The sequence below is a fragment of the Cyclobacterium sp. 1_MG-2023 genome (assembly GCF_030546805.1).
Taxonomy (GTDB): Bacteria; Bacteroidota; Bacteroidia; order Cytophagales; family Cyclobacteriaceae; genus Cyclobacterium.
In genome coordinates this window covers 117,939-131,217 of record NZ_JAUOPC010000004.1, presented here as the reverse complement: position 1 = coordinate 131,217, position 13,279 = coordinate 117,939, and the positions used below count along the sequence as shown (strand labels likewise).

Genomic DNA, 13,279 nt, shown 5'->3' with positions numbered 1-13,279 from the left:
CCATGAAAAGTCATGCACTAAATTATATGATTTTTGCTCTCCTACTTTTCCTTTTATCCTGCTCATCACCGGGAGATATTTCTGGTCAGGAAGAGCCTGTGACAGAAGCGACAATGGAGGGTGCTTTTACACTTACTGCCAGCCAATTCAAGTCTTCCGAAATGGCCCTTGGAACTTTTGACAGTTCTTCTTTTCATCAGGTTATTAAAGCCATAGGTAAATTTGATGTTCCACCGGAAAACAATGCGGCCGTAAGTTCCTATTTCCCCGGAACCATTAAAGATATTCGGCTTTTACCAGGTGAACAAGTCAGGAAAGGACAAAAACTATTCACCTTAGAAAACCCTGATTTTATTCAGATCCAACAAGATTACTTGGAGGCAAAAGGACAGCTTAGCTACCTTAAATCGGATTATGAAAGACAGAAAAACCTTGTGCAAGACAAGGTTACATCACAAAAAAACTACCTGAAAGCTGAATCTGACTATACCGTTACAAAGGTAAAAGCAGCGTCTCTTGCAAAAAAACTGGCATTAATGAATATCGATCCCAATACCTTAACCTTGGAAAATATTCGCACCACTATTCAAATCAGTTCACCCATCAGTGGCTACGTAACTCAAGTAGATGCGATGAGGGGACAGTTTCTGGAGTCTTCTCAAACAGCCATCTCAATAGTAGACACAGATCATATGCACCTCGAATTAAATATATTTGAAAAAGACCTTTCTAAAATCCGTAAAGGCCAAAACATCCATTTTAAAACACAGGAGGACAACAGCCAAAGCCATGAAGCATTTGTTTATCTGGTGAACAAAACAGTAAACCCTGAAGATAGAACCATTGGAATCCATGGCCATTTATCTGATGAGAAACTTAATCAAAGATTCAATCCAGGCATGTATGTAGAGGCTGAAATTTATGCAAATTCCACAAGCAAATTATCTCTTCCTCAAGAAGCTTTGGTTGACATTGATGGAAAATATTATGTATTGGTACTCCATAATTTCTCCCAAGATATTTATTCCTTTAGAAAAAGAGAGGTGAAAATAGGATTGAGCAATGATGGATATGTGGAGATTTTAAATTATGGGGACTTTTCAGAAAACGCTCAATTTCTGGTAAAGGGAGCATTTAATTTAATTACAGAATAATTGCTCGCACCTCTAGGGAAGGATTGTGCTACTTTCCAACCATCAAGGCTACTTGTGAAAAAATTCGAGGGAAGTAACCCTCAAATTTTTCTTCTCACCTTTAAGGCTGCTTGAAAGATATTCAAATTATATTAACTTAATCTCTCTCATCCTTAAAATCACAAAGACAATAGAAAGTCCTGAAACTCTTGGTTGTTGAAGTTGCTCATTCCTTCCTGATAAAACACAATTTCTCCTTCCGGGCTTACCACCAATGTGGTGGGTATGGCTTGACTTTGTAAAGAAGGGTTTAATCCATAGGCAGCATGAACAATGGGAAACGAATATTCCTTTTCTTTCACCAATTTAATGCTCTTATTAAAGTCCTCGTCCAAAGCTATCATTAAAAATTCTAGATTTTCTTCCCCATTCACCTTGTCATACAAATCAGAAATATGGGGCATCTCTGCCCGACATGGGGGACACCAGGTTGCCCAAAGGTTTATAAAAATGGTTTTGCCTTTATACTGAGACAAGCCTAACCTGTCCCCTTTAGTATCTAAAAACTGCCCTGCATAATCAAAGGCCTGCTTTTCTTTGTTTTCTAAGGTCACTTTTGGTTTAATCAAGCCGGTGGATAATACCAAAGACTGAATACCTCCCATTATTGGGGTGATGAGGCCGGTGAAATACAGGATACCAAATATCCCCAACATTATGCCCCAACTTTTAATTTCTTTTCTCCAATTCATCTGTAATTATTTTAGGTAAAATTAAGCACTATTTATCTAGTAATCGGTGACAATTATCACGATCAAGTTACCGAAATGATTAGGACTTGTTTACCTTTGTATAAAACGAATCCTATGAAAACAAAGTTAAGTTTTACTGCTTTTTTTGCGATGCTACTAATGTTCGCATCATTCAAAGGGAATACACAAGTGCATGTGGGTATCTACCAAGATGGTATTTTGAGCCATATTGGAATTGGGACAGACCCTGAAAAGAAAATTTTTGGAGAGGCACGGATCTTAGCCGGTGGAGTCGTAAATCCCTTCCTAGGAATAGAGGCTTTGGGACACTATAATTTCCGACAAACCGATTGGTACAACCTGCATGGAGGATTAATGTTAGGATACACAGAGATCACAGATGTGCAGGCTGGAATACCTTTTGGCTTAAGTTTCAAACCTATAGCCAACCATCGTCAGCTTTCTTTGCTTTTAGAGGGAGGGCCTATATACGCCCATCACTTTAGTTTCAGAGCGGTAATAGGATTGCGCTATACCTTGAGCAAGGAATACTGATAGGTTTAATACCCGTATTTCTTGCCCCATAGTTTTTGAAGGTTCCTTCTTAAATCGTTTTCACGGGCATTTTGTCCGGGGTCATAAAGTTTGGTTCCTTTGATTTTGTCCGGAAGAAATTCTTGAAAGGCAAAGTTATTTTCAAAATCATGGGAATACTTATAGGCCTTTCCATAGTTGAGATCCTTCATCAACTTGGTAGGAGCATTTCGCAGGTGAAGGGGGACAGGTAGGTCTCCCTCCTGTTTTACCATAGCCTGCGCAGTGTTGATGGCCATATAGCTCGCATTGCTTTTCGGCGAAGAAGCAAGGTAAGTTACACATTGGGAAAGAATAATTCGAGACTCCGGATATCCAATCACATTCACAGCCTGGAAGCAATTGGTAGCCAGCAAAAGGGCATTTGGGTTGGCATTTCCTATATCTTCAGAAGCCAAAATAAGGAGCCGCCTGGCGATGAACTTCACATCCTCCCCCCCTTCTATCATTCTGGCCAGCCAATAGACCGCAGCATTTGGGTCTGACCCTCTGATCGATTTAATAAAAGCAGAAATAATGTCATAATGTTGCTCTCCGGATTTGTCATAAAGAGCCACTTTCTGTTGGGCTACCTGCATGACCATATCATTTTCTATGATGATCTCCTCTGTTTTTATACTGTCGATGACAATTTCCAGCAAATTGAGTAACTTCCTACCATCACCACCGGAAATACGGAGCAGTGCATCTGTCTCTTTGAGCACCACCTTTTTTTTCTTTAGAACGGTATCATTCTCCAATGCTTGAATCATCATGGCTTCTAGTTCCTCCCTTCCCAAAGAGTTTAGGGTAAAAATTTGACACCTGGACAATAAGGCTGCATTGACTTCAAAGGAAGGGTTCTCCGTAGTGGCTCCGATCAGCCTGATTACTCCTTTCTCCACTGCCCCTAACAAAGCGTCTTGCTGGGACTTATTAAAACGATGGATCTCATCTATAAAGAGTACTACCCCAAGCTGGTATTTCGCCTTTTGTATTACTTCCCTAATGTCCTTGACCCCAGAGCTAACAGCACTTAAGGTATAAAATGGAGCCTTAACCTCATTGGCAATTATATTGGCAATGGTGGTTTTCCCAACTCCGGGAGGGCCCCATAGAATTAATGAAGGAACCGTTCCGGCTTTGATCGCCTTGTGAAGAAAAGTATTGGGGCCGGACAAATGTTCTTGTCCGATCAACTGATCTAAGGTAGTCGGGCGCATCCTCTCTGCCAAAGGAGTTTGTTCCATAATCGTTTGTCTCTAATTCTTAAAAAAAGTAATATTTCAATTTATTTTATCCAACGTTTTATCCTGCTTTCGAAAGCCTCAAGGTGTTGGTCCGTGAAATCCATATGGGTAACCATTCTTATTTGATCTTTCCCAAACTTTACTGCCCATATATTTCTTTCTGTCAATTCCTCCAAATAGGATTCTGGGCTTATTTGGGCTAAGCGTGCTATGACTATATTGGTGGTTATGGGAAGTACTTCTTTCACAAAAGGGGTTTTTTCTAGGATCTCCCCTACTGCCTTAGCTCTTTCATGATCTTCTTCCAACCTAAAAACATTGTGATCGAGCGCATAAATTCCTGCAGCCGCCAACATTCCTGCCTGCCGCATCCCTCCTCCCAGTGCTTTTCTTATTTTTCTTGCCCTTTTGATATCAGCTTGGCTACCTAACAAAACCGAACCTACTGGGCAGCCCAATCCTTTGCTTAGGCAGACCGAAATGGTATCAAACATTTTTCCCCAATCAAAAGGCCTTTCACCGGAATGGACCAAGGCATTAAAAATTCTGGCTCCATCTAAATGAAGTTTAAGCCCAGTTTCCTTGCAAAGTTGTCTGATAGGTCTTATTTCATCCAAGGTATAAACACTTCCTCCACCTTTGTTCATGGTGTTTTCCAAAGACACCAGTGTGGTTTCCGGTAAATGATCATCGTCCGGGTTAATGTGTTGCCGTATCGTCTCCGCATCAATTTTCCCAAGGCTACCATCCAATAACTTTACAGATGCCATGCTATTGGACATGATTCCTCCTCCTTCGTACAAATAAATATGGGATGAGCGATGGCAAATCACTTCCGTTTGCGGTCGGGTATGTAATTTTATAGCGATTTGATTGGTCATGGTTCCTGATGGACAAAAAAGCCCTGCCTCCATACCAAATAGCCCGGCTAATTTATCTTCCAAAATATTTACCGTGGGATCTTCTCCGAACACATCATCACCAAGGCCTGCATTGAGCATGGTCTCTTTCATTTCCTGTGTTGGTAGCGTCAGCGTATCGCTTCTCAGATCCACTCTCAATTGATTATTATTCATGAATCTTTATCGTTTTTTCTAATGCTTTGACCAAAAGCTGTTCGGGTTTTTATATTTAGCAAGTCCTCAATATCTGAAAGCTCTATATTCAATGCATTGTTTGAGATCTGAATTTCCACCAAGGAAATGCCCAAGGAAATTAATAAACAAAGCATGCTTGCCATAAACACCCAATTGGCGGCAGTATCAAAGTCTTGGTACAATAAAAACATACAAATTACACAAAGGAAAAAACTTATGACCCCATACGTCTGCATATTTTTAATCATGGTCAGCCTCCGTTTAAGGTTTTTTATCTGTCCAATAATAACCTCCTCATCCATACTGCTTTCTTTGTATTCTTTGTGCAAGCCCCTTATCAAGCTAGCCATGGCCAAAAACCTGTTGGTATAGGCCAACATCAGTAAAGTGATGGCAGAAAAAAGAAGTGCTGGGGTGGAAAGTGTCAGTTCCATAGTTCATTAATTTTTAAATGGGTTTCCTAGATACTATCAAGAGCACTGAAAATAATAACAACATAAGCATCAAACCAACTGACAAAAAGTTGGTTTGAAATTCGGGGAATTTCTAATTCCTATTGACCAATTAGAATCCTAACTCCTCTTCAAAAGTTAAGCCACAATTTAAAACAAAAACCCCGTCAATTCCATGACGGGGTTCGGTTTATTTTTTTGCGCCTGTCTGTTAAGAAACCTCTCCTAAAACAACCAACTTTTCAAGAGTTGGGCTCTCGCTACCACCTTTTGGTTCAATAGTGATGGCAAAAGCCTGAGCATCTGAAGCAATATCCATTATTTGTAAATCAAACTTTTTCCCCGGATCCACCAAGCCAATCCCTATAGGGCCCTCTTCCCCAATGGCCCAAAGCTGATAGTCATTAGTGGGGTCGAGAGATGCCAGCTGATTTACTGAAAGTAAAACCTCTTTGCTATCTTTGTCCCAGAAAACATCAACTGCGGCATCCTTTTGCATGGGAAAGTCCTCGCCTTTCATCAGGATTTTTTCAAAATCCCCGGAAATAAACTTCTCCATCCCACTGTTCAGCTCTTTTAATTGGACCTGATTGGTCTGCATTTCTTCAGCTAATACCGCATTTTGTTGCAAGGCAATGGCAAACCTCTGCTCCACAGCAAAATACTGATTGGCATAATATATCGCTGTACTGACAGAAATCACTGCAACTACTGAAGCAGCAACAGCAAAAGTTTTCCATGGATTGGAGGTCGACACAGCTTTAATATTACTCGCTTTTTCAGAAGATGCTTTGGCTTCCTCTGAGCTAAGGGGAATAGGAGCTTTATCCTCTGATTCAAGGGTGTCGAATATTTTATCCTTCAACTTAGGTGAAGGGCTGACAGCTGATGCTTGATCAATAGCAAGCATGGCATCTTCAATGGCAAGAATTTCCTGATTAATTTCTGGATACTTCTTTGCCATAGCCAAGACCTCTTGTTGCTCTGTCTCATTGAGATCTCCCAAAACAAAGAGTTCCAATTTACCGGACGATATGTAGGCTTGGATATCCACTAGATTTTATCAGCTTTCTTTTTCAACACTTTTATGGCAGACCGGATTCTGGACTTTACGGTGCCCAATGGCAAAGCGTATTTCTCTGCCACTTCGGTATGTGTGTATCCTTTAAAGTAAATACACTCCATTACGAACCGTTGTTCCTCATTCAAGTCATTCATCAACTCTTTAACACCAATTCCATCAACAGCTGCTGCTGTATCTGCGTTGCTTTCCATTCCATATACGTAAGCGTCTATGGTATTGGTCTTACTCTTTTTAGAAAATTCTTTCGAGCGAGTTTTATCTATCGCCGAATTTCGGCAAATATTTGCCATCCAGGTGTATAATCGTCCTTTAGACGCATCATAATTGTCAATTTTGGTGACGATTTTCACAAAAGCATCATGAAAAACCTCTTCGGCGATGTCCCGATCAAAAATTATCCGGGAGATTACACCAAACAAAGCTGCAGAGTATTTTTCATACAAATACTCCTGGCTTTGTTTGTTTCTGGCCCTTAGCCCTTTTATTAATGCTTCTTCTTCCAAAAAGGATATTGGTCAATAATGACAATTATAAATTTTGAACTTATTCCCAGACCTTAAAGATGGATTACCTCATCATAAGCAGCAGCTGCTGCTTCCATTACCGCTTCGGACATGGTTGGATGTGGATGAACAGTCTTAATAATTTCATGTCCAGTTGTTTCCAGTTTTCTGATGGCTACAATTTCAGCAATCATTTCGGTAACGTTGTAACCAATCATATGTGCTCCTAAAAGCTCTCCATATTTGGCATCAAAAATCAATTTCACAAAACCATCTTTGGCACCGGCAGCAGAGGCTTTTCCGGAAGCGGTAAATGGAAATTTACCAACTTTAATGTCATATCCGGCTTCCTTTGCCTTGGCTTCTGTATAACCCACTGAAGAAATTTCAGGCAAACAATAAGTACAACCCGGAATGTTATTGTAGTCAAGGGGTTCGGGGTTTTGTCCTGCTATGTTTTCAACACAAATTATTCCCTCTGCAGAGGCAACATGTGCCAAGGCCGGTCCCGGAACCACATCACCAATGGCATAATAACCCGGCATATTGGTCTTGTAAAACTCATCAACTTTTATCTTGCCTCTATCCACTAGAATTCCAACATCTTCAAGCCCACAATTTTCAACATTGGAAACCACTCCAACAGCTGATAGTACTACATCACAATCAATGTTTTCTTCACCACTTTTGGTCTTAACAGTCACTTTGCAGCCTTCTCCTTTGGTATCCACATTGGTTACCTCAGCACTGGTCATCACCTTAATACCTTTCTTCTTGTAAATTTTTTCCAGTGTCTTGGACACTTCCTCATCTTCATTTGGAACGATACGATCCAAGAACTCAACGATGGTCACATCCACTCCTATAGAACTATATACATAGGCAAATTCAACACCAATGGCCCCAGAACCTACCACCACCATTTTCTTGGGCAGTTTATCTAAAGTCATGGCTTTGCGATAGCCTACGATTTTTTCATTATCAATTTTCAAGGCAGGCAACTCCTTTGACCTTCCACCGGTAGCAATAATGATATTGTCAGCACTATAGACTGTTTTATTGCCGTCTTTGTCTTCCACTTCCACTTTTTTGCCGGGCTGAATTTTCCCCCAGCCCATCAATTTTTCAATCTTGTTCTTTTTGAACAAAAATTGAATGCCTTTGCTCATTCCTTCAGCTACGTTGCGGCTACGCTTGATTATATTCTCAAAATTAACACTTGCTTTATCTACGGAGATGCCGTAATCTTCAGCATGGTTAATGTATTCAAATACCTGCGCACTTTTTATCAAAGCTTTGGTAGGAATACAACCCCAATTCAAACAAATTCCCCCTAGTTCCGCAGCTTCTACTACTGCAGTTTTTAATCCTAATTGAGAAGCTCTTATTGCTGCTACATATCCACCTGGACCACTGCCCAGAACAATGACATCGAATTTCGTTGAAGACATATTTTTGACTTTTAATTACAATTTTGCTATGCAAATTTATAATAAATTAGTTCAGAAAAAAATTTGGTTTTACATATAAAAGTTAATGTAAATCCAATTATTCATCAGGTCGGGTAACGTTCATCAAAATCTAAGGCTTACGAATTAATTATTCAGTAGCCCATATTTTATAATAAATAGCTATTTTTGAATTGAATTAAACAATAAAAACATTGACTATGGGATTACTTACAGGTAAAAAAGCCTTGGTAACAGGGGCTTCCAAAGGAATTGGCAGATCCATTGCCATCCGTTTTGCTCAGGAAGGTGCTGATGTGGCCTTTACATATTTATCTAGCGTTGAAAAAGGAGAAGCTCTTGAAAAAGAATTGGCTGCTTTTGGTATTAAAGCAAAAGGCTTTCGCTCCGATGCTTCCGATTTTGCGGCAGCAGATAAATTAATTGGCGATACGGTGGCATTTCTGGGAGGAATAGATATCCTTGTAAATAATGCTGGAATAACTCGAGATAATTTATTGATGAGAATGTCGGAGGACAATTGGGATGAAGTGATCAATATTAATCTTAAATCTTGTTTCAATACCGTGAAGGCGGTAACCCGAACCATGATGAAAGCCAAATCCGGGTCCATTATCAACATCACTTCTGTTGTGGGAGTAAGAGGCAATGCCGGGCAGTCCAATTATGCAGCTTCAAAGGCCGGTATTATTGGCTTTACTAAATCAGTTGCCTTGGAATTGGGATCAAGAAATATTCGCAGCAACGCAGTGGCTCCCGGATTTATAGAAACAGAAATGACTGCTGTTCTTGATGAAAAAACTGTTCAGGGTTGGAGAGATGCCATTCCGATGAAAAGAGGGGGTAGTCCTGAAGATGTTGCCGACGCCTGTGTTTTCTTGGGATCTGATATGAGTACTTATATATCAGGCCAAACCTTGGAAGTTAACGGTGCCATGAACACTTAAAAACCACCAATTAATATATATTGTAGCAGCCTGGGGTTCTCACCTTGGGCTGCTTCGTTATATTTTTTTTTCAGAACCATTTAACTTATATCATTATGGCCCTCCCTCTTATAAAAGCGGATGAACTTATCCAACTTCAACGGAACGACAACCTCATTCTGATTGATGCACGCTTTCATTATTCAGCATATGTTGAAGAACATCTTGAGGGAGCCTTTCATGTAGATTTAAACAAAGATTTATCTCAAATCGATGATAATCCGGCAAATGGCGGTCGCCATCCCTTACCCTCTCCAAAAGCATTTGGAGAATTACTTGGGCAACTGGGTATTACTCCCGAAAGTCAGGTGGTTGTCTATGATGACAAACAAGCATCCATGTCTGCTGCTCGTTTCTGGTGGATGCTTAAAGCTTTGGGTCATGACAAAATTCAGGTGTTAGATGGTGGTTTGCAAGAAGCCAAAAAACAAGGTTTTCCTCTGGAAAGTACATTGCCCACTTCTCAACCTTTAGCTGCCTATCCTGCCAGTCATTGGCAATTACCTATTTCAAGGATTAATGAGGTAAAGACAGCAACCATGTTAAAGGAGAAAATAATCATTGATGTGAGGGAAAGCGAAAGGTATAAAGGGATTGTAGAGCCAATAGATAAAATTGCGGGTCATATACCCGGAGCAGTCAACCTGCCTTTTTCAGAAAACTTGGATGAAAATGGCCTTTTTTTACCTCAAGAAATATTGAGAGAAAAATATTTAAAAACTTTTAAAGGCCAGGCGTCAGAAAATATTATTGTTCATTGTGGTTCAGGAGTGACTGCCTGCCATACCCTTCTGGCCATTGCTATTTCAGGACTGGACATTCCCAATCTCTATATAGGCTCATGGAGTGAGTGGTCTAGAAATAACTTGCCAGTAAGTACGGAAAAATAGCCGCAGTTTTGCCCTACCTTACAGGTAAAATGGCTTTCACTCAAGCTATTGCTATAATCATTTTGTCCTTAGGGAAGAAATGTTGTCCCTTTTATCATTAATCTTGGATCAGGTAATTGGATTCATTACAAGTGTAGTAATTTCCAAACAGTAACAAAGTATCAGCATTTGAAGTGATTTCAGCAGGTAATTGAATGCCTATTTCGCGTTAAATTAAAGCCCCGTTCACTATTTTTCATTTTCCTTTCTTAATTTTGAAATAAAACCATTTAAAAATGGATAAACCTACCCAAAAGCATGACCTGTTGGACAGGTTCTTAAATACCATTGAAAAAACAGGAAATAAGCTTCCGGATCCTGCTGTTTTATTTTTAGCATTGATGTTACTGACATGGTTGTTGTCTGCATTACTTTCTCCCATTGATTTTGGGGAATTTGACCCTAGGACTGGTGAAAAATTGTTTATCCAAAACTTATTGACAGGGGAAAAACTTGCTGATTTTTTATCAAGAATGATAGCTATTTTTATTAATTTCCCTCCATTGGGAGTAGTATTACTAGCCATGCTAGGGGTTGGAGTAGCAGAATATTCCGGATTTATCAATGCCGGATTAAAATATTTGCTTGGCTTCACTCCACCAAGCCTTCTCACACCTATATTAATTTTGGTAGCCATTGTTAGTCATACTGCAGCAGATGCCGGATATGTGTTGGTCATTCCATTGGGCGGTATTATATTCTATGCCGCAGGCCGCCACCCATTGGCAGGTATTTCAGCTACTTTTGCAGGTGTATCGGGAGGATTTAGTGCTAATTTTATTCCTTCAGCAATTGACCCCCTACTTCAAAGTTTCACCCAATCTTCAGCACAAATAATAGACCCCTCAATAACGTTAAACCCTTTGAACAATATCTTTTTTACGGGGATTTCAAGTTTGGTAGTGGTAGGTGTAGGTTGGTATTTAACAGATAAAATAATAGAACCTCGTCTTAACAGAACCAACCCCGTGGATAAGAATCTTACCGATATACCCAAAATGGAAGATTTGAAACCAAAAGAAAAGTTTGCATTTAAAATGGCAAGCCTAGTCATGATCTTAGGTTTAATTGGCTTGTACTTTTGGGCTTCCCCCCTTGATTCCAGTTTGAGAAGTGAATCCGGAGAAATCACCTCCTTTGCAGCCCCTTTGATGCGCTCTATCGTACCGTTGATTTTCCTTGTATTCTGGATACCCGGAATTATTTTTGGTTTTCTGTCAAAAAGTTATACTTCCTCGGCAGATGTTATTGGTTCTATGAGTAAATCAATGGGGAATATGTCACACTATATTGTCATGGCTTTTTTCTGCGCATTATTTATTGATTCATTTTCACAATCAAACATAGGTGCAATGACAGCACTAAAAGGCGCTGCTTTTCTTCAAAGCTTGCAGTTACCCTCTCAAATTACCGTAATCGGTATCATATTCCTAAGTGCATTTGTAAACCTTTTGGTGGGATCAGCCTCAGCAAAATGGGCTTTGATAAGCCCTGTATTTGTCCCCATGCTTATGCAGCTGGGAATATCTCCCGATCTTACCCAAGCGGCGTATAGGATAGGAGATTCCGTTTCAAACATCATTACACCATTGCTCCCTTATTTTCCTTTGGTGGTAATCTATTGTCAAAAATATGTAAAGAAGACTGGTATTGGGACCCTAGTTTCAATCATGTTGCCCTACTCTATTTACCTTATGGTTATCTGGACCGTGTTTTTACTAATCTACTGGACCTTGGGAATTCCGTTGGGTCTGCAATCAACTTATGAATATCCAGCAATCTAAATAATCGGTAATGACTAGGTTTAAACTGTCGTTTTTGTTGTTATCAGGTATAATCATGTTGACAAGTTTCTATCCTGTTTCAGGACAACAATTGCTAAATAAATACTTAGATAATTTAGACCCTACTATTAAATTGTCTTTTATTATTCAAGATCAAGAAGGGGAAGTACTTTCCAAATTAAATGCCGATAAAAAAAGCCCATCTGCCAGCATTATTAAAATACCACTACTGATCTACTTCATGAAAAATGTTGAAGAAGGGTTAATTTCACTTAATGACAGTTACCAACTTAAATCATCAGACAAAGTAGGGGGTTCTGGAGAATTGCAATTCAAACCTTCCGGCTTTAGTGTTACATATGAGTACTTGGCCAAAGAAATGATCAGGGTAAGTGACAACACTGCCACCAATATAATTATTAGAAGATTAGGTTTAAAACCCTTTCAGGATTGGTTGAAAGCAAAGGGGTACATTCATACTCAACTCAACAGGTACATGATGGATTTTGAGGCCATCGAAAAAGGTCAGCAAAATTACTTAAGCCCGAAAGAAATGAACAGGCTTTTACTAACCCTTTATGATGGTGATTTACTTACCAAAACTTCTAGTTTAAAGGTTATAAATTACCTGAAGAATTGTGAGGATAATAGGGCTTTGCCACATCAAATACCTGATGGGGTAGCCATCGCCCATAAAACAGGAACTTTGGATTATGTACGCGGAGATGCAGGGATCATTTTTGGTAAAAAGCCCATTTTCATTACGGTATTGGTAGAAAACTTCTCAGAAATACCCGAAGCAGACAGTATCATTTCAACAATTGGCAAGCTGGCTTATCTGGAATTCTCTAGGTAACAAATACCAAATAGGCATAATTTTTGGCACAATTGGTATAAAAAGCTAACCTAAATTACAAAATCATGAAAAATGAAGCCTTAATAAAAACTTTAAATGATTGTGCCATGGCATGTAATTTTTGTGCAGATGCTTGCTTGGATGAAGAAAATGTGGCTCAGATGGTTGCTTGTATTAGGACCGATCGAGTGTGTGCCGAAGTTTGTGCGAGCACAGCAAAAATACTTTCCATGTCTTATGGACCTATAGACGACCTGTTGCGATTCTGTGTCAATGTTTGTAAGAGATGTGCAGAAGAATGTAGTCAACATGAACACGAACACTGCAAGAATTGCGCAATTGCCTGCACCACTTGTAAAGAGGCCTGTGAGAAAATTTTGATAGGTTGAAAAACATAGCGTAGGCTTCTTA

General features: G+C 39.6%; 14 protein-coding genes. 7 read left to right on the top strand and 7 right to left on the bottom strand.

What is annotated here, in order from left to right; genetic code table 11:
- The first annotated feature begins 2 nt into the window (after positions 1 to 2).
- Entirely contained in the window at positions 3 to 1,154 is a 1,152-nt protein-coding gene (locus Q4534_RS07255; protein ID WP_303612499.1) for an efflux RND transporter periplasmic adaptor subunit, read from the top strand.
- 158 nt (positions 1,155 to 1,312) lie between these two features.
- Here Q4534_RS07255 and Q4534_RS07250 read toward each other — a convergent pair whose 3' ends face one another.
- On the bottom strand, positions 1,313 to 1,885 hold the full coding sequence (locus tag Q4534_RS07250) for a TlpA disulfide reductase family protein (protein WP_303612498.1): 573 nt from the start codon (positions 1,883 to 1,885) through the stop codon (positions 1,313 to 1,315).
- A 114-nt stretch (positions 1,886 to 1,999) separates the two neighbouring features.
- Here Q4534_RS07250 and Q4534_RS07245 point away from each other — a divergent pair, with 114 nt between their 5' ends.
- A complete protein-coding gene (locus Q4534_RS07245; protein WP_303612497.1) occupies positions 2,000 to 2,440 on the top strand; it encodes a hypothetical protein in 441 nt (146 codons plus the stop codon).
- Between the two features lie 5 nt (positions 2,441 to 2,445).
- On the opposite strand, the gene Q4534_RS07240 is transcribed toward Q4534_RS07245, so the two are convergent.
- The 6 genes from Q4534_RS07240 to lpdA all read right to left on the bottom strand — a co-directional run bounded on the left by Q4534_RS07240 (position 2,446) and on the right by lpdA (position 8,295).
- On the bottom strand, positions 2,446 to 3,708 hold the full coding sequence (locus Q4534_RS07240; RefSeq protein WP_303612496.1) for a replication-associated recombination protein A: 1,263 nt from the start codon (positions 3,706 to 3,708) through the stop codon (positions 2,446 to 2,448).
- Between the two features lie 41 nt (positions 3,709 to 3,749).
- Positions 3,750 to 4,784: a low specificity L-threonine aldolase gene (locus Q4534_RS07235; protein WP_303612495.1), complete on the bottom strand. Its 1,035-nt coding sequence runs from the start codon at positions 4,782 to 4,784 to the stop codon at positions 3,750 to 3,752.
- Entirely contained in the window at positions 4,781 to 5,239 is a 459-nt protein-coding gene (locus Q4534_RS07230; protein ID WP_303612494.1) for a DUF2721 domain-containing protein, read from the bottom strand. The genes Q4534_RS07235 and Q4534_RS07230 overlap by 4 nt, the downstream gene beginning before the upstream one ends.
- Positions 5,240 to 5,468: 229 nt before the next feature.
- Positions 5,469 to 6,311: an anti-sigma factor gene (locus tag Q4534_RS07225; protein WP_303612493.1), complete on the bottom strand. Its 843-nt coding sequence runs from the start codon at positions 6,309 to 6,311 to the stop codon at positions 5,469 to 5,471.
- Complete coding sequence (locus tag Q4534_RS07220) at positions 6,311 to 6,844, bottom strand: RNA polymerase sigma factor (RefSeq protein ID WP_303612492.1); 534 nt, start codon at positions 6,842 to 6,844, stop codon at positions 6,311 to 6,313. The genes Q4534_RS07225 and Q4534_RS07220 overlap by 1 nt, the downstream gene beginning before the upstream one ends.
- Positions 6,845 to 6,897: 53 nt before the next feature.
- The gene (lpdA, locus tag Q4534_RS07215) at positions 6,898 to 8,295 is read right to left on the bottom strand and encodes a dihydrolipoyl dehydrogenase (protein ID WP_303612491.1); all 1,398 of its coding nucleotides are present in this window, start codon (positions 8,293 to 8,295) and stop codon (positions 6,898 to 6,900) included.
- Between the two features lie 218 nt (positions 8,296 to 8,513).
- Here lpdA and fabG point away from each other — a divergent pair, with 218 nt between their 5' ends.
- The 5 genes from fabG (at position 8,514) to Q4534_RS07190 (ending at position 13,257) form a co-directional block, all read left to right on the top strand.
- Positions 8,514 to 9,260, top strand: a complete 747-nt coding sequence (gene fabG / locus Q4534_RS07210) for a 3-oxoacyl-[acyl-carrier-protein] reductase (RefSeq protein ID WP_303612490.1) — start codon at positions 8,514 to 8,516, stop codon at positions 9,258 to 9,260.
- 95 nt (positions 9,261 to 9,355) lie between these two features.
- The gene (locus Q4534_RS07205; RefSeq protein ID WP_303612489.1) at positions 9,356 to 10,189 is read left to right on the top strand and encodes a sulfurtransferase; all 834 of its coding nucleotides are present in this window, start codon (positions 9,356 to 9,358) and stop codon (positions 10,187 to 10,189) included.
- Positions 10,190 to 10,464: 275 nt separating this feature from the next.
- Positions 10,465 to 12,012 carry an AbgT family transporter gene (locus tag Q4534_RS07200; protein WP_303612488.1) on the top strand — a complete coding sequence of 516 codons (1,548 nt, stop codon included), beginning with the start codon at positions 10,465 to 10,467 and terminating at the stop codon, positions 12,010 to 12,012.
- Positions 12,013 to 12,067: 55 nt separating this feature from the next.
- Positions 12,068 to 12,868, top strand: coding sequence for a serine hydrolase (locus Q4534_RS07195; protein WP_303612487.1), 801 nt, complete (start codon positions 12,068 to 12,070; stop codon positions 12,866 to 12,868).
- A gap of 65 nt (positions 12,869 to 12,933) precedes the next feature.
- Positions 12,934 to 13,257, top strand: a complete 324-nt coding sequence (locus tag Q4534_RS07190; RefSeq protein ID WP_303612486.1) for a four-helix bundle copper-binding protein — start codon at positions 12,934 to 12,936, stop codon at positions 13,255 to 13,257.
- Positions 13,258 to 13,279: the final 22 nt, after the last annotated feature.

What these genes read in the sequence shown, in the direction of transcription:
- Q4534_RS07255 (WP_303612499.1), top strand. Translation starts at nt 3, where the DNA reads ATGAAAAGTCATGCACTAAATTATATGATTTTTGCTCTCCTACTTTTC.
- Q4534_RS07250 (WP_303612498.1), bottom strand. Translation starts at nt 1,885, where the DNA reads ATGAATTGGAGAAAAGAAATTAAAAGTTGGGGCATAATGTTGGGGATA.
- Q4534_RS07245 (WP_303612497.1), top strand. Translation starts at nt 2,000, where the DNA reads ATGAAAACAAAGTTAAGTTTTACTGCTTTTTTTGCGATGCTACTAATG.
- Q4534_RS07240 (WP_303612496.1), bottom strand. Translation starts at nt 3,708, where the DNA reads ATGGAACAAACTCCTTTGGCAGAGAGGATGCGCCCGACTACCTTAGAT.
- Q4534_RS07235 (WP_303612495.1), bottom strand. Translation starts at nt 4,784, where the DNA reads ATGAATAATAATCAATTGAGAGTGGATCTGAGAAGCGATACGCTGACG.
- Q4534_RS07230 (WP_303612494.1), bottom strand. Translation starts at nt 5,239, where the DNA reads ATGGAACTGACACTTTCCACCCCAGCACTTCTTTTTTCTGCCATCACT.
- lpdA (WP_303612491.1), bottom strand. Translation starts at nt 8,295, where the DNA reads ATGTCTTCAACGAAATTCGATGTCATTGTTCTGGGCAGTGGTCCAGGT.
- fabG (WP_303612490.1), top strand. Translation starts at nt 8,514, where the DNA reads ATGGGATTACTTACAGGTAAAAAAGCCTTGGTAACAGGGGCTTCCAAA.
- Q4534_RS07205 (WP_303612489.1), top strand. Translation starts at nt 9,356, where the DNA reads ATGGCCCTCCCTCTTATAAAAGCGGATGAACTTATCCAACTTCAACGG.
- Q4534_RS07200 (WP_303612488.1), top strand. Translation starts at nt 10,465, where the DNA reads ATGGATAAACCTACCCAAAAGCATGACCTGTTGGACAGGTTCTTAAAT.
- Q4534_RS07195 (WP_303612487.1), top strand. Translation starts at nt 12,068, where the DNA reads ATGTTGACAAGTTTCTATCCTGTTTCAGGACAACAATTGCTAAATAAA.
- Q4534_RS07190 (WP_303612486.1), top strand. Translation starts at nt 12,934, where the DNA reads ATGAAAAATGAAGCCTTAATAAAAACTTTAAATGATTGTGCCATGGCA.